Raw genomic sequence first — 16,097 nt, 5'->3', positions numbered from 1 at the left:
TGATGATAAAGATGCAACTTGTAACGACTATTTATACCCTTTCGATAAGTACGTTTCGGTGGTACCGGGAGTGGGAACATCGTGAATCGGCGAGTGGACGGTACTTGTAGTTATCGTAGCGTACGGACGTTGCTTCGCCAAACGAGGTGGCGTAAGGGACTGTCGTACGTTTCCGAGTAGAACAGAATCAGGAAGAATAACAGTACAGCGGCCATCCGATGGGGTGTGAACAATCGTTTCGCTACTGTCGGATTGTTTGGGAGTCTGGCCATCTTGTGGGGGCTTTCGTTTCTTGCGATTTCCGTCGGACTCGAATCGCTCGAACCGGTGCTTCTCGCTGCCTTCCGATACGACGTCGCCGCCGTCCTCCTGCTTGGCTATGCGACCTTCGCTAACACTACCTGGCGACCGACCGACCGTGCGAACGTTAGTGCCGTTCTCGCCGGCGCAGTGTTCCTCGTCGGCTCGAATGCATTCCTCTTTATCGGCCAGCAGACCGTGTCTACCGGAATGGCGGCTATCCTGCAGAGTCTACTCCCGATCATGACATCACTGTGGGCGCTGGGTTTCCTACCAGAGGAACGCGTCTCGATGATTGGCGCTGTCGGTATCGTGTTGGGATTTCTCGGTGTCGGATTGATCGTGCGTCCGGATCCTGCTCACCTACTCGGAAGCGAAATCGTCGGCCGTCTCTTGGTTTTTGTCCAAGTTGCAGGCGTGGCGCTGGGAGGCGTTCTCATTCAACGGGTAGGTCCAACGCTTGACAAGGCTGCTCTCTCGGGCTGGTCGATGTTCTTTGGAGGGCTTCTCCTCCACGCCGTTAGCGTCAGTCTTGGCGAGTCATTCTCACTTCCGACGTCTTTCGAAGCCGGTGTTGCTGTCGCATATCTCGGCATCTTTGCCACCGCTATCGCCTTTTTCATCTATTTCACTCTTCTGGAGGTCCGGGGCGCACTCGAAACGTCACTGGTTTCCTATCTTATCCCGGTCGTCGCGACGATAGTGGGAGTTGTCGCCCTAGGGGAATCCATTACACCCCTTACAATCGCCGGTTTCCTTGTCGTCTTCACTGGATTTGTAATCCTCAAACGTCGGGCAATTGCCGACCTACTGAACGAGACGACGAAGCAGGAAGAGAGAATGGGGAGCTAAGTCGCAAGCAAGTGGCCATCGGAGGTGTGACCCCGCCTCGGAAAAGTACGACATAGCATCCATCCCGATGAGGAAACATCGTCTATGAATCATCCGGGGAGTCACAGGCAGCTCTTCTTACCGCCCTGGATCGTTCACCGGTTGCTCAACGAGCACGGTGTGCGGACAGGACGGAATCACTCGTTTGCACCTCCTTCGTGGAAACCATATGGAAATTGCTGAAATCCCGGAACGTGGGAGAAAGGTTTGGATTTATTCCCCGTTGCGGCCGGATGACGTTGTCACGTCGAACGCCGCCGGGTCGGCGTCTCCGACCAAGGGGAGTTGCCGGAGCCGCGGGCGCACGAGGATGTACAGCCCCGTGAACCCGAATCCGAACGCGGCCAGCCCCATTGTCGTCGTCCCCAGCATCTCGGCGACGATGCCGCCGACTAGTGATCCGAACGGTAGCGTGGTCCCCGAGGCAGTGCCCTTGATGGACAACACGCGACCGAGGAGGTCGGCCGGAAACACGGTCTGGTTCAGCGTCGACGTGAGTACACCGCTGATGCCTGCAGGCACCCAAGCGAGTCCGAACAGGACGACAGTGAACGCCGTCGACGGCGTGTACACTGCGGCGAGCCAGCAGCATGCGGCCAACGAGTGGCCGACGAGCTCCAGCCGTCCATACGCAACGTTTTCGAGATAGGGCGCAACGAGTGAGCCGACGAGTCGGCTGATACCGAGCGCGCCGAGCAACAGGCCGTAGACGGCGGGGCCGCCGAGCGCGTCGAACACCATGTCAAGTCCGAGCGTGACAGTTGCGAGCGCGGAATTGGCTCGCGACAACCGTGTGTCGGCCACGATGCGAGGAACGAGCGCCGTCTGCATCGGTGCCATCAGCAGCGTCGCCAGCGTCAGCACTGGGATCACTGCGAGCAAGACGCCGACGCTCAGCCGTCCCGTCGCTGCGGCGAGTGGGAGCGCGAGAACCACGATACCCTGCAGAACCTGTGATCCCACGAGCACGGGCTTGAGTGGGAGTCGGTCCACGATCGGCCCGGCGGGAATCTGCAAGAGCCACGGGAGCAACAACAGCGCGTTCGCGATTCCCGTGAGGACGGTCGAGCCGCTGAGTTCGAACACGAGCCATAGGACGGCGACGGTGTAGAGGCTGTCCCCGGCGTTCGTCACGAACTGTCCGGCGAAGAATCGTCGGAAGTCGGAGTTCAGCCACAGCGATGGCTCTTCCACGGCTGGGTCAGCCGAGGTCATCGACGACCACCTCCGGCGGTCGTTGGCCGTGGTTCGAGCGGTCGTTGCGACCGCGAGCGATACGTCTGCTGTTCGAGAGACGATGCGAGGTCGGGCGAGCCCCGGCTGTGCGCCGGCGACTCAGCGGATATCGGCATAGGCGTGTGTGTTTGACCGGTACACTGCGGCTACAGGACGTAGCGAAACGAACCCGAGTGCTGCGGCTATCGGGCCCGGCGCGCGGCGGGGGGCGCGAGCGGATCAAACACCGGACGACACGCGAGCCGGCAAGTCATAGAGCGCTTCATACGACATGTGAGCAACAGTACACATAGTTCTGATGGTTCCGTGGGTAGTACGCGGAAGTGAAAGCTGCTATATAGTATCTCTCGAGAAGCCCGACGTCTATCCGGCCCGACGACAGAACTGGAAAAAGATAAGCCCGCGTGTGAGGATATCAGAGAGGAGGGTTGATAATGCAGGATCGTATCGAGTCCCTCGTCGACGACCTCACCCTCGACGAGAAGATTCAGCTCGTTCACGGCGTAGCTCCCCCCGAAGGGAGAGCAACCGGATACGTTCCGGGCGTGGAGCGGCTCGGCATACCGCCGCTGAAGCTCGTCGACGGTCCACTAGGAATCCGTGCGGAAGGCGAATCCGCGACAGCATTTCCCGCCTCAATCTCCCTAGCCTCCTCGTGGAATCCGTCGCTCGCCCGTGAACAGGGCGCCGCAATGGCGCGTGAAGCGAAGGCGTACGATCAAGACGTCTTGTTCGGACCGGGCGTGAACATCGTTCGGGTTCCCGAAGGTGGGCGGAACTTCGAGTACTACACCGAGGATCCGTATCTGAACGCCCGACTAGCAGCCGAGTGTGTGACCGGAATACAGTCGGAGGACGTAGTGGCTTCGATCAAACACTACGTAGCGAACAACCAGGAGACCAACCGGTACGACGTGAGCGCCGAAATCGACGAGCGCACACTCCGCGAGATCTACCTCCCTGCCTTCCGTGCCGCGGTCGAGGAGGCGGACGTACAGTCCGTCATGACTGCGTACAACCGCGTCAACGGAATCCACATGAGCGATCACGCACGTCTCGTCTCCGAGGTGCTGAAAGGCGAGTACGACTTCGACGGCTTCGTGGTCTCCGACTGGTGGGGAACCAAGAGCACCGTCGACGCCGCCAATGCTGGACTCGATTTGGAGATGCCCGGAACCACGTTCGAGGATATCTCCTACGAGCTCTTCGACGCTGAAGGGGTCGATCCGTCGGAGGTTGATATACCGGATTTCCTTCCGAACATGCGGAAGGGACGACTGTTCGGGGAGTCGCTTCGGGACGCCGTAGAGTCCGGGTCCGTCAGTGAACTCGTACTCGACGAAAAGGTCCGGCGGATCCTCCGGACGATGGACTCGATCGGCCTTCTAGACGACGCCGACCGCGAGGGGGAACTGGACACGCCCGAACACCGCCAGCTGGCGCGTCGTGTCGCCATCGAGGGCGCAGTCCTGTTGCAGAATGACGGAACGCTTCCGATCGATTCAGACGAGTCCGTCGCCCTCATCGGTCCGAACGCGGATTCGGCCAAACTTGGCGGCGGTGGTTCCTCGGAAGTGGCGCCGTTCGTCGAGACGGCCCCACTTGACGCCTTCCGTGAGCGAGCAACGGATATCTCGTTCGAGCGGGGAATTCCCCCAGTCGAAGAGACGTCGCTGTTCGATGCCTTCGTCACTGACGAGACGGAAGCGGACTCCACGACGTCGCCAGACGCCAGCCTCGACGACGCGGTAGCCGCCACGGAGAAAGCAGACACGGCGGTCGTCATCGTCCAGGACGATACTACGGAAGCTCTCGACCGGGACAGCCTTCGGTTGCCGGGTCGGCAGGACGAATTGATTTCCGCCGTCGCGGAGGCTGCCAAACGGACAGTCGTGATCCTTCGGACGAGCGGTCCGATCGAGATGCCGTGGCTGGACGAGGTCGACGCTGTCCTCGAGATGTGGTATCCCGGTCAGGCCGACGGGAACGCGCTCGCCGACATTCTGTTCGGCGAGGCCGATCCTGGGGGCCGACTTCCGGTCACGTTCGGCCGTTCCGTCGAGGACTATCCGACGAACGGTGACGAGCGGTTCCCGGGCGTCGGAGACGAAGCACGATACGACGAGGGGATATTCGTGGGCTACCGTCACTTCGACGAGCAAGATATCGATCCCGCCTTCCCGTTCGGTCACGGTCTCTCATACGGCGAGTACGAGTACGGGGAGGCGACCGTTGAATCGGCCGATAGCAAACTCGTGGTTACCATCCCAGTCCAGAACGTCGGCGAGCGCCAGGGAACCGAGACAGTCCAAGTCTACGTTCGGAAACGAGACACGCCGGCGGTCTGTCCTGGCCGGGAATTGAAAGGATTCGCCAGGGTCACCCTCGCCCCAGGCGAGCAGACCGATGTCTCTGTGACGCTCGACAGGGATGCGTTCACTTACTACGATGAGGAGTCCGGGTGGACGGAACTGTCAGGAACGCACGAACTGCTCGTCGGTCGGTCGTCGCGGAACGTCCAATCGACGACTGACGTGACGATTCCGGACGACTTCTAGCGTCCGGAACGTCGGCATCGCAGGGGCTCTGACAATTATCCATGCCCCCCGCTAGCCGAAGATACGAATGAGAACGCAGCTATCGTTGCTCGTAGTGTAGGAGATTTTCGATCTCGCCTGGATCGACGTTTTCGAAGGTATCGTGGGCGACGGTGCGTTTGTGGACTTCGTCGGCGCCGTCGACGATACTAATAGGGATGTGGGGTGGCTGCCGCGGATTCGGAGGGATGACCAGCCCCGAGGGCCCGTCGAGTCGCACGTCGATACCCTGAACGACGACGATAGGGTAGCGTTCTCGATGTATCGTCTCGTTCTCCACGCGAGCATCTGCTGTTCCGATACCCAGAGGATGACGAGCATAAATCCCCCATAATCGAGCACGAGCCTTCCGTACGCTCGGAACCTCCATATCTATCGCTCCACGGTGATTCAGCCGAAAACAAGCGTTCCCTGAGACATCAGACGTCGTCACTGCGGCGAGCGCCCTCGACCTGGCCGCGATACACGTCGACGAGTCGCTCGGTGAGGTTCGACCGGCCGGCCAGCGCGTATCCCCACTCCCCGAAGACTTCCTGCAGGGTTCCCTCGTCTATTTCGTCGCCGACTCCGATGCCGATGACCGCGGCGTCGTGATCGCGACGGGTCCGCCGAACCTGTTCTCTCGCGTCCGTCACCGCCGCTTCCGGATCGGGCGTCGTTCCGCGGAGCGGAATGTTCGGTTTCCCGTCCGTTATCACGATGAGCACTCGCTCTCTGCTGCCGTCGGTCTCGAGGAGACCGCGGACGTCCTCGATTCCCGCGGCAGTCGGCGTGTCGTCCATCTCGCTGATAGCGTTCAGGTGGCGCCACTGGAACGTCTCGTTGGGGCCCGTTACGAGCGGTGTTTCGATTCGGTTCCCGTTCTCCCTGTCGGTTCCGAACCCGCTGGCGACGACGTCGTCGCCGACGATTGAGGCCGCCCTGGAGAGCGCGCCCAGGGCGACCTTCGCCTCGAAGACGTCCATGCTCCTGCTCAGGTCGATTGCGACGCCGACCGTTCGGTCGCTGGCGTCGGTTCGCCGCCGGTGACGGAACACGTCCTGTCGGTGCGATGCGCCAGCGCGCTGACGCACGGCCGCTCCAACGTCGAGACGCTCGCCACGCCGTCCCCTCCGCTCGGCGGTACGTGTCCCGAACGCGAAGAACGCCGCCTCTATCTCCCGGGCGAGTCCCCGTCTGTCGAGTTCGGCTCTGACGTCCGTCGCGTCGCCGTGCGTCGACGTCCGTGCGTCACGGGCCGCTTTCCGCGCCGTGACGTCGTTCGCCGGGAGTCGTTCCGTCCGCTGCAGGTCGCGCCACCGATGCGCGGTGTTCGCGTCCGGCCGTCCGTACGAACGGTCGCTACACCGGTACCAGTCGGCGGCCGTGCCCTCGTCCGCCACGTCCGTCGTCGCGCCCACGGTCGTCGCGGTCTCCCGCTCCGCGCTGTCGTCCAACTCGAGTTCGTCCCCGTCCGGAGAGGGTGAGTCCAGTTCGGAGAGGTCGGAGTGGTCTAGCGTCACCAGGGCCTCCGGCGAAACCGTGCGGAGCGCGTCGACGTCGATGCGCTCCGGCCGAACCGCCTCGGGGTCGACGTCATGGGGTAACGTTCCGTCGGCGGTCAGGAAACCCTCCGCGGAGTGTCCCGCCGCGGCGAGCCGATGGTACAGCGCGGCCGCAGTCGCCTCGCGCTGCTCCTCGTCGCTGGCACGACCGGCGAGTCCGAGGGTGAACGTGCGGAGTAGCCAGCGCCACGCCCCGAGCACTCCGGACGTTTCGGCTACCCACCGCAGGAGAGCGAGTATGCGGAGCTTCCCGAGTAGCCAGCGTATCGCGCCGAGAAGGCCGCTGGCGAACAGGACGGTGACGGCGACGAGGGTCGAGGAGACGTCTCTCAGCGCGTCGCCAAGAACTGCACGCGCGGTTATCGGTTCGACCGCGTCCCCCGGGACGCGGCGAACGTCGGAAGTGGAGTCAGTGGGAAACGTCGCGTCCCTCGCGTACTCGTCGGCGATTCGCGGGACGGCGATCCGTGACAGGAGCGCGTCTGTCACGCGACGCGCCCGCTCCCGTCGTCGCGACGCGTCGTGTTCGCGTCTGGCTTCGACTAAGTGGCAGCGGGCTCGGCCGAGGAACGCGCGAACGCCGTCGTCTACCGACGCGATTCCCTTCGCGTGGCCCGCCAGGGCGAGCTGACAGACTCCCTCGACCAGCGCCGCCTCCCGGGGAAGCGCGTCCAGCGGCGGCCGCCGGTCGTCGTCGGCCATGACGACGTCGGCTTTGAACGCGACGGTTCGTCGCAGTCCCTTGAACTCGTTCGTCCGCTGCTCGTCGACGTACACGTTCTCGACCAGACTCCGTACGACTCCAGCCACGTGCGGTGCCGTCGGATAGTCGCGGACGAACCCCTCGAACTCGTCGCGTGCTCCTGTACGTATTCGCCAGGCGTGGTGACTCAACGCGTCGACGACGAACCGCAGTTCGTTAGCCTCGGACAGTTCCACGTCGGCGTCGATGTCGGTCGAAACGGCGACCGTGTCCTCGTCGACGACGGACGAACGGTCGGCGAACACCACGTCGAGGCGTTCGCCGTCGGTATGGACGCTCGAGAGCGTTTCGAGGAGATTTCGGAGCGCGTCGCTTTCTCGTAACACCATTGTCGTCTCCAGTTCGTGTCCGGACGGAAGTTACGCGCTCCCGTTCCCCTTCACCGCCCTTCGCTCGTCGGCGAGCCAGTCTTCGACCGCGTCTCTTCCGACGGGTATGCCGGAGAGTCGGTCCTTCACTATCTCCACGGCCTGTTCCCGCGCGGCGCGGCTCTCGTCGTAAAACGGGTGGAGAACGGCGTCGCGTGCCGCTTCGACCGCCGGATCGTCGAGACCCGCGTCCTGGTACGCGAAGGCGGTGCGCGCCCAGGAGAGAACCATCGCGGTGGGGACGCCGGCGTTTATCGCCGACCCGTTCTCGTCGTTGGCTTGCGTGCGGATGTCGTTCGCCGTCTTCACGATCTCGGTGGCCAGCGGCAACGATACGGGGGTCTGATCGGAAACCAGTCGCGCTTCCTTCTCGACGTCGATTAGCCCGAGATAGGTGATCGAGAACTTGTTACCGAAGCGCCGGCGCTCGGCCCTGTCGAGACGCTCCGTGACGTATTCCGGTCCCTGGTTGACCGTCGCGATCACGATTAGGTTCTGCGGGTCTCCCTGGACGATTTCTCCGCCGCGACCGTCGAGTTCCACGCGCCCCCGGTCGTCGAGGGCGCTGAACAGAACGCCTTTGGCCTCGGGCCGGACGCGGTTCACCTCGTCGAGCAGGAGAACGACCGGTCCCTCTCGGCTCGCGAGCAACGCTCTGGTGAGCGGTCCGTCGTTCCACATCGTCCGATCGTCGACGAGAACCGGCGAACCGAGCAAATCGGCCTCGTGGAGGCTGTACTTCCCCTGGATGGTGATGAGGGGGATGTCCAAGTGAGAGGCCAAGTAGCGCGCGCAGTGCGTCTTCCCGCATCCCGTCGGTCCGCCGAGCAGGAATCGAGGGAGTTTCCCGGTTTTCCTCCGCATGCGGATGTCGGCCAGCATGCGGTCGAGTTCGTCCTCGTTCTGGACGTACCTAGGAACGTCCGTCTGGTGGTACTCCTCGAAATCGTACTCCCTGTCCACGGGCATCCCGGTGATAACGTCGCGTTGCTCGTCCGACATGGTTTGTTAACGCCGATTTCGTCTTCTCGCCGTCGATTCCATACAGTCGTAATTCGACACAACGGTTCAATGAAACTGAGACGATTTAAGTATTGCTTATCTCGCCGGGGCGCCGATCACCGACTGGGTGAGAGCAAATGCTTCAGCCGTCTGTCAATTCGAAATCAGGTTCGAGTAGGTGGGTATCGTTTCCGAAGGGCTATTAAATCACCTCGCATCTGGCGGATTAGGCTCATGCTCTGTTCCTCCGAAACTACGGGTGTTGACCGGGATCGCGAATCCCGTGGCAAAACCCAGATGTGATCTACAATGACTGATGGCGAACTGATTCAACGAATCGAAGCGTCGATCGATAAATCGGACGAAGAACTCGAAGACGAACTTCCGTCGCTGCTCGACGACATCCAAGGACAGACGGAGGAGTTCGCACGAGAGCACCCGGCCGTGTTCGGACGAACCGTAAACAGAATGGAGACAATGGACATCGCCGAGTTCGTCTCCGCCAATCCGGACACCGCGGACCAGTTCCAGACGTTGCTCTGGACCGGAATGAACGTGCTCGTCGAGAGAACTCCGGAAGTGAAAGAGGAGATCAACGACGACATCACCGTCAATTTCACGGCCAACGACTGTCCGATGAAAGGGCATCTCGAAGTGGACGAGGAGACGGAGACGGTCGCCGGCGGGGCGGGCCACGTGGACGACCCGACGCTCGAGATCAGCGGTCCGGCGGACGTCCTCGTCGGTCTCATCACCGGCAACGTCGACCCGATTCAGGGGTTCATGCAACAGCGGTACGAGATGGACGGCCCCGTCCAGAAAGGCACGCGTCTGGCACCGATAATGAACACGCTCTCGTCGAACGTTCCGGGCTGAGCCACGGAGAGACGAGAACCCGATACGACGCGTTTCTCGATGCAGGAGGGAAAGCTGGCCGGAGACGGTGAATGACTCTCGCCAGCAGTCAACCGTCTTTAGCCCGGTTCAGAAGCTGAACAGGTCGACTCCTCCGGTGACGCCGATAACTTGCCCCGTTATGTAGTTCGCCTGCTCGGAGCAGAGGAACGCGACCAGATTGGCGACGTCCTCTTCGGTCCCCAGTCGACGCATCGGGGTCGCTTTGGCGATGCGGGCGAAGTATTCGTCCATCTTCTCCAGTTGATCGACGTCCATGTCGGCGAACGCGCCAACGACGATACTCGGCGCGACTACGTTGCAGGTGACGCCGCTCTGTGCTCCTTCGAGTGCGAGCGTCTTCCCGAATCCAATCAACGCCGCCTTTGTGGCGGCATACGAGGCCTGGCCGAAGCCACCCTGCCACCCGGCGATCGACGACATGTTGACGATGCGACCCCACTCCCGCTCGAGCATGTTCGGGAACACCTCCCTCGTAACGTTGTACGTCCCGTCGAGGTTCACGGAAACGTCTCGATCCCAGAGGTCGTCCTCGAAGTCCTTGAGCTGCGACCGAGCGTCGACCATGCCTGCGTTGTTGATGAGGACGTCGATACCGCCGGTTTCCTCCTCCACGCTAGCGACCGTGTTCGCGACGTCCGTGCGGTCGGTGAGGTCGCACTCGACCGCGTGCGCCGTGGCGCCCACCGCTTCGACTTCGTCGGCGGTGTTCTGCGCCGCGTCCAGGTCCACGTCGAGAACGACTATCTCCGCTCCCTCCTCGGCGAGAACTTCACAGTCGACGCTCCCGATTCGACCGCCGCCTCCGGTTACCAGAGCGGTCTTGTCGTCCAGTCCGAAATCCATGGGTGTTCACGTAGATAATGGAAGAACGAACACAAGGTCATTTCTCGCCGCATAGGAGGCCGTTTATTGGGTCGCACGCCGCTGTCGAGATCGCCCCTTCGGACACGGTGCACAGCGTACAGGCTGGTAAATAGGTGTGCGGATCGACTACGTCGTGTCATGCCACATCTGCAAAACTGCTTTCCCCGTCGTACGCAATTCGTCTGTCAGTCTCAGACGGAAACGAGTCAGAACCTGGACTGACCGTATATGAGGTTCCGCTGGACCTCGTTCGCCCCTTCGTAGATGACGGGGATTCGCGCGTCGCGGAAGACCCTGGCAATACGGCGGTCCGTGAAAATCGACCGGCCGCCGTGGAGTTGCATTCCCCGCTTCGCGCACGTCGTCGCGACCTCGGTCGACTTCGTCTTCGCGAGCGCGGCCCACAGTCCACTGTTCTCGTCGTTCGCCACCTTCTCGGCGGCGCGCCAGTTGAGTGCGCGCGCCGACTCGAACTCGATGCGCATGTCGGCGAGGTCGTGCTGGACTGCCTGGAAGTCGCTGATCGTTCGGTCGAAGGCCTCGCGGTCCTGGACGAAGGTCCACGCCTCTTCGATGGCGGCCGACGCCAGACCGAGGCCGTGGCCTCCGACGACGACCCGTCCCTTGTTGAAGAAGTCGGCGAGCATGTAGAACCCTGCTCCTTCTGCTCCGATGAGGTACTCTTCGGGGATGCGGCAGTCGTCGAGCGTCACGTCCGCCTGCTTGGATGCGCGCATCGCCATCTTCTCCGGAACGTGTTCGGCCTCGTACCCCGGAGCGTCGGTCGGGACGACGAACAGCGAGTAGTTACCGTACCGATTGTCCTCGTCGTCACCGGTCTTCGCGTACAGCGTCACCCAGTCCGCCTCGACGCCGTTCCCGATCCAGTACTTCTCGCCGTCGATGACCCACTCGTCGCCGTCTTTCTCCGCGGTGGTCTCCATCCCGACGAGATCGCTCCCTGATACGGGTTCGGAGACGGCGAGGCCGGAAAGCGCGTTGCCCTCGGGAATCGGCCGGAGGAACTCCTCTTTCTGCCACTCCGCGCCGTACTTTTCGAGGATGTCCGTCCCGAAGGCGGCGAGACTGAGCGTGAGTCCGATGCCCGCGTCTGCGCGGAACAGTTCCTCGCCGACCGCCAGCAGTTCGTAGATGTCGAGTCCCTGGCCTCCGTACTCTTCGCCGACGTTCGCCCCGATAAGGTCCTGCTCTCGGGCCTCTTCGACGACGTCCCACGGGTACTCCCCTGTTCGGTAGTAGCGTTCGGCGTTCGGAGCGACGTGTTCGTTCGCGAACGCACGGGCTTGCCGTTTGGCTTCGCGTGCGTGTTCGGGAACGATGTCCTCGGTGAGGGGGTCCACCTCAGTCATCGTACCGGCCCTGACCGTCGGTACGGTGCAACATTTCTGGACGAGTCTGCGTCGCCATACGACGTATTCCAGCGGACAGCGCCCTATCTCTACCTCCGGTCATCCAAGGGGCATTAAGGCATCCGAGATGGGCGTCGCTACGGCTAGACGTCGTCGACGAGACGAGGCAGTCAACTGTCCGTGGGTGAAGTCACGGACTTGTCGGTGACCACTCTCGAACGAGGCCACTCCGTCCCCGGGCGTCGTCCGACCCCGACTTCGGAGCGGGCTGACGGCCGCCCGTCCCCCAACGCTCGTGGCCCAGAACTACGGGTTCGTCCGAACCGTACGTACCGCGGAACGTGCACGTCGTGCGGTGGAGGACGGACACTTAAATCGCCGGTTATCCGGCGAGATAAGGCCATACTCGACCCCGTGAAAGTACTGGCATACTATGGACCTGACTGACGACCAGGCGGCATTCCGGGACGAACTCCGTCGCTACCTGCAGGAGAACGTCGATCCGGTCGTCGACGAACTCGACCGGAACGGACCGATGGATCGCTCCACCCTGATGGAGTTCATCGCCGACCTTCGAGAACTCGGCATCGGGTTCGACCCCGAGACCGCGCCGATGTTCTTCGGCGACGTGTGGCGATTCGCAATCGCGTCCGAGGAGATAAGCCGCGTCTGGCCCAGCCTGAACGTCGGACTGTTGATGTCGTTTCCCACGCTGTTCGTCCGGTTCGCCTCCGAACGGACCCGCGAGGTGATGATGCCGAAGCTCGAAGCCGGGGAGTGCCTCGGTAGTCTGGCGGTGACCGAACCGAGCGGGGGGAGCGACACTGCCCGCCCGCGAACGACCGCACGCAAAGACGGCGACGAGTTCGTGATCAACGGTCAGAAGACCTGGGTGGGGAACGCCCACTACGCGGACGTGTGTCTGGTCGTCGCTCACGACGAGTCGGCCGAGGCACAGGACATGTTCCTGGTCGACCGTGAGCACGCTACGTTCGAGACCGAGGAGATCGACAAACTCGGCTGGAAGGGCGTCTCGAACGCGAAAATCACGTTCAACGACGTGCGTGTGCCGGCGGACAACCGTCTGTCGAACATGTTTAGCAACGCCGTCATGGCGGGGAAGGACGTGAACGAGATCGTTCCGTTTCCGGAGAGCGTTACGCAGCTGTTTTTCGACCAAAAGCCCCTGAACGCCACGTTCTCGTTCATGCGGACCGGAATGTCCTTCATGGCGGTGGGTATCATGCAGGCCGCGTTCGACGAGGCGGTCGCGTACGCGGCCGACCGCGAGACGTTCGGCAAACCAATCGCGCAGCACCAGCTCGTCCAGGAGAAGCTCTACGACATGCGGGCCGGACTCGAGACGTCGAGACAGCTCGCTCGTCGGGCGGCTGAACTGCTCGAACGGGGCGACACCGACGCGCGACTGTTCTCCTCGCTCGCAAAGGGCTACACCAGCGAGACCAGCAAGGAGGTGACCGACGACGCCATTCAGATTTTCGGAGGAGAAGGACTCAAGACGGAGAACCGACTCGAGCGCTACTACCGCGACGCGCGCGTCACGACCATCCCCGACGGAACGACCGAGATACAGAAGCTCATCGTCGGCAAGGAACTGACCGGGATGAGCGCCTACAAGTGACGGCTACGTCACGGAGGCCGTTCGACTAGACGGCTACCGTCGTAGCCGGTCCGCGGAATCGGGAGGGGGATCGCTCCCCGCCGGCGGCTCCTGCCACCGTTCGGCATATCAACGACCGCGCATCCGAGCGCAAACTGCCTTCCCCGTCGAACGTTCACGTGCGTCCATGGCCGAGTGGTTTCCGTCCCGCGAATGGCTCGCGGCGTACCGACGTGCACTGAACGCCAACGAGGCGTACCGTACTGGGAGCGAAGGATGGGGCGTCGACTTCGACGGCGATTTCCTGTTCGAAATCACCGAAGTTCCGGTGGAGCAGACGACCGTCGGGGATCTCCCCGACGACCTCACGGACCCGCTCCGCGAGAACGTCGGGTCCCTCCCCGACGAACGCGTCGAGGAACTTCTCGCCGGCGCACCAGCGGCGCTCGAAGATCGGATGGCCGAACACGAGGGCACCGAGCGTGAACGGCTCGTCGGGGCGTTGCTCTCGACGTCACTCGAGGAGACGCCGGCGACGACGTTCCCCGATCTCAGGGAAGAGTATCCTCCCGACCTCGACGACCTGCTCGACCAGTTCGAGCGCTACGTCCACGACGACACCATCTACGCGTACGTCGACCTGTACGACGGTAGGTGCCGAGAGACGGACGTCCTCGAGGATCCCTCGGCGCGCGATTCCGGGTTCGGCCTTACTGGTCCGTACGCGCACTGGAAAGACCTCCTCGAGGGGACCGACGTCATGCAGTCCATCTTCTCCGAGAGCCTCGAACTCGACGGATCGACCACGACGATTCTCCCGTACAACGAGGCCGCGGAAGAACTGGGGGATACCGCCGCGCGGCTGGAGAGCCGGTATCTATTTTAATGGCCGAGAATGGCAGGAACAATCCTGATACGAGTGAGGGGACGATAGAAGTAACGTGTATGTCAAAGTCACCCAAGCCTGGTTACACGGGTCAGCGAATCGATACCGAAGACGAGTGGTACGAACTGTATCAGAAGGGCGTCGAACTCGGGACCTGGAACGTCGAGAAACTGTTCGAGGAGATTGGGTTCGAACGGGATCGGGAGTCGTGGCAGTCGCTCGAACCGCGAGAGCGGGACCAGATACGATACCTGCTATCGGGCTTCCTCGACGGTGAGACCGAGGTCGCCGGCGATGCTGCGACGAATCTCTCGCGCGTGATGGGTGCCGACTGTCTCGAAGGCAACACCCAGAAGGAGATGTTCATGACGATGCTCACGCTCACCGAGCACAAGCACACCCAGTTCATCGACATCTACATGAACGAGGTGATGTGTGACCGAGACAACTACACGGAACTCGATCCGCGCGAGGGAACGCGCGTCCCGATCGTGCAGGCGACGGGGCTCGGCGAGGTGTTCGAACGTCAGGGACTCCTGACCGCGAAGGCCGCCCAGACCCGCGATCCGGTCGACATCGCCAGGGCCGCGACGAACTACCATCTGAACGTCGAAGGCGTCCTCGCGCGGGTGGGGGCGGGCGCGATCAGTCGGTTTCCCGAGCGTGCGGACTTCCCGTTGCTGAACTACGCCTTCAAGTTCATCAGCACCGACGAGGGCCGGCACATCACCCACGGCGTCGAACTCCTAAAAGAACTCCTCGACAAGGAACGCGCCGGCGAGCCGAAGTTCCAAGGCGTCGAGGAAGGCATCGTCGACACGCTCTACAAGGACGTCCCGTACATGGCCGACTTCGGGTACATGTTCACCGACGCGGTGGACGACCCGCTCGAACTCGACATCGACCAAGTCCTGTTGCGCGGTAGCAACCTCATCGACGGAATGTACAACGAAACGCTAGGATGCGACGTCGATTACCGGAGGGTCATGGACGTCGTCGGCGACCGCTACGATGAGATATGGGAGTGGGACATCGACAGCAGGCTCGACGATCAGCAGGCCCACTACCGGCGCAAGCGCAGCATCGCGACGGATGGCGGTGAGGGCTGATGGCGAGAGACCGCGAACTCCACGAACTCGCGCGCGGCGCGTCGTTCACCGCGAGCGACGAGGAGGTGGACGAGGCCATCGCCGAGGCCGCGGACGAACTCGACGAGAGCGAGGAGGAGGTCCGGAACAACGTCGCGTACATCATGGATTCGACGTTCGAAGAGGAGGGCGTCAGCACCTCGTTCAACGAGATGGTGAGCGGTGCGGCCCTCGAAGACGACGTCGGAAGCACCGGCGATCCGCGTCTGGAGGCGCTGGAGCTGTACAGGCTCAGGCAGAAGCTATGACGACGCACACAGTTACGGTCGAACTCGACGGCGAGACGCGCGACATAGAAGTCGCCGACGACGAGTACATCCTCGATGCGGGCCTCGAGACGGGCCTCGATCTACCGTACTCGTGCCGAAGCGGAAACTGCACCTCCTGTACCGGCGAACTGCTCGAAGGCGAGGTGGACCAGAGCGACGGAACCGCCCTCGACCGCGACGAACGGACCGACGGCTACGTGTTGCTGTGTAGCGCCTATCCTCGCGCCGACTGTCGCCTTCGAGCCGGAGACGAGATCCAGGAGGAGCTACTCGGCCTCGACCTGCCGTGACACCACGGTCGAACGTCGGGACGCCACAAA

Annotated in this window: 14 protein-coding genes; 8 read left to right on the top strand and 6 right to left on the bottom strand. The window is 62.4% G+C overall.

Translation table 11 applies throughout. The features are described 5' to 3' along the window. Positions 1-273 precede the first annotated feature (273 nt). On the top strand, positions 274-1,152 hold the full coding sequence (locus ACRYA2_RS10225) for a DMT family transporter (RefSeq protein ID WP_433627325.1): 879 nt from the start codon (positions 274-276) through the stop codon (positions 1,150-1,152). 252 nt (positions 1,153-1,404) lie between these two features. On the opposite strand, the gene ACRYA2_RS10220 is transcribed toward ACRYA2_RS10225, so the two are convergent. After that, positions 1,405-2,406 (bottom strand): MFS transporter, encoded by a 1,002-nt coding sequence (locus ACRYA2_RS10220; RefSeq protein WP_433627322.1) that lies wholly within the window; start codon positions 2,404-2,406, stop codon positions 1,405-1,407. A 455-nt stretch (positions 2,407-2,861) separates the two neighbouring features. Between ACRYA2_RS10220 and ACRYA2_RS10215 the strand changes: the two genes are divergently transcribed. Beyond that, positions 2,862-4,985: a beta-glucosidase gene (locus ACRYA2_RS10215; RefSeq protein ID WP_433627320.1), complete on the top strand. Its 2,124-nt coding sequence runs from the start codon at positions 2,862-2,864 to the stop codon at positions 4,983-4,985. A gap of 79 nt (positions 4,986-5,064) precedes the next feature. Here the strand turns inward: ACRYA2_RS10215 and ACRYA2_RS10210 are convergent, their stop codons facing one another. The 3 genes from ACRYA2_RS10210 to ACRYA2_RS10200 all read right to left on the bottom strand — a co-directional run bounded on the left by ACRYA2_RS10210 (position 5,065) and on the right by ACRYA2_RS10200 (position 8,701). Beyond that, positions 5,065-5,304 (bottom strand): hypothetical protein, encoded by a 240-nt coding sequence (locus tag ACRYA2_RS10210; protein ID WP_433627317.1) that lies wholly within the window; start codon positions 5,302-5,304, stop codon positions 5,065-5,067. A gap of 139 nt (positions 5,305-5,443) precedes the next feature. Then, positions 5,444-7,660, bottom strand: a complete 2,217-nt coding sequence (locus tag ACRYA2_RS10205; RefSeq protein ID WP_433627315.1) for a hypothetical protein — start codon at positions 7,658-7,660, stop codon at positions 5,444-5,446. A 30-nt stretch (positions 7,661-7,690) separates the two neighbouring features. Further along, on the bottom strand, positions 7,691-8,701 hold the full coding sequence (locus ACRYA2_RS10200) for an AAA family ATPase (protein WP_433627312.1): 1,011 nt from the start codon (positions 8,699-8,701) through the stop codon (positions 7,691-7,693). Positions 8,702-9,010: 309 nt separating this feature from the next. Here ACRYA2_RS10200 and ACRYA2_RS10195 point away from each other — a divergent pair, with 309 nt between their 5' ends. Next, the gene (locus ACRYA2_RS10195) at positions 9,011-9,577 is read left to right on the top strand and encodes an SCP2 sterol-binding domain-containing protein (RefSeq protein ID WP_433627309.1); all 567 of its coding nucleotides are present in this window, start codon (positions 9,011-9,013) and stop codon (positions 9,575-9,577) included. 108 nt (positions 9,578-9,685) lie between these two features. Here ACRYA2_RS10195 and ACRYA2_RS10190 read toward each other — a convergent pair whose 3' ends face one another. Both ACRYA2_RS10190 and ACRYA2_RS10185 read right to left on the bottom strand, forming a co-directional pair. Beyond that, positions 9,686-10,462, bottom strand: a complete 777-nt coding sequence (locus tag ACRYA2_RS10190; protein WP_433627306.1) for an SDR family NAD(P)-dependent oxidoreductase — start codon at positions 10,460-10,462, stop codon at positions 9,686-9,688. A 227-nt stretch (positions 10,463-10,689) separates the two neighbouring features. Then, positions 10,690-11,844: an acyl-CoA dehydrogenase family protein gene (locus ACRYA2_RS10185; RefSeq protein WP_433627776.1), complete on the bottom strand. Its 1,155-nt coding sequence runs from the start codon at positions 11,842-11,844 to the stop codon at positions 10,690-10,692. A gap of 442 nt (positions 11,845-12,286) precedes the next feature. On the opposite strand from ACRYA2_RS10185, the gene ACRYA2_RS10180 reads away from it, so the two are divergent. The 5 genes from ACRYA2_RS10180 to ACRYA2_RS10160 all read left to right on the top strand — a co-directional run bounded on the left by ACRYA2_RS10180 (position 12,287) and on the right by ACRYA2_RS10160 (position 16,067). Beyond that, positions 12,287-13,495, top strand: coding sequence for an acyl-CoA dehydrogenase family protein (locus tag ACRYA2_RS10180; protein WP_433627304.1), 1,209 nt, complete (start codon positions 12,287-12,289; stop codon positions 13,493-13,495). A 166-nt stretch (positions 13,496-13,661) separates the two neighbouring features. Continuing rightward, on the top strand, positions 13,662-14,360 hold the full coding sequence (locus tag ACRYA2_RS10175) for a sterol carrier protein (protein ID WP_433627302.1): 699 nt from the start codon (positions 13,662-13,664) through the stop codon (positions 14,358-14,360). A gap of 59 nt (positions 14,361-14,419) precedes the next feature. Further along, positions 14,420-15,469 carry a ferritin family protein gene (locus tag ACRYA2_RS10170; RefSeq protein ID WP_433627299.1) on the top strand — a complete coding sequence of 350 codons (1,050 nt, stop codon included), beginning with the start codon at positions 14,420-14,422 and terminating at the stop codon, positions 15,467-15,469. Continuing rightward, on the top strand, positions 15,469-15,756 hold the full coding sequence (locus ACRYA2_RS10165; protein WP_433627296.1) for a hypothetical protein: 288 nt from the start codon (positions 15,469-15,471) through the stop codon (positions 15,754-15,756). Before ACRYA2_RS10170 ends, ACRYA2_RS10165 begins: the two co-directional genes overlap by 1 nt. Beyond that, the gene (locus ACRYA2_RS10160; protein WP_433627294.1) at positions 15,753-16,067 is read left to right on the top strand and encodes a 2Fe-2S iron-sulfur cluster-binding protein; all 315 of its coding nucleotides are present in this window, start codon (positions 15,753-15,755) and stop codon (positions 16,065-16,067) included. The genes ACRYA2_RS10165 and ACRYA2_RS10160 overlap by 4 nt, the downstream gene beginning before the upstream one ends. Positions 16,068-16,097 lie beyond the last annotated feature (30 nt).

It is taken from the genome of Halomicrococcus pelagicus, assembly GCF_050954125.1.
Note: the sequence above shows the minus strand (reverse complement) of the source record. Positions and strands in the feature narration are given on the sequence as shown.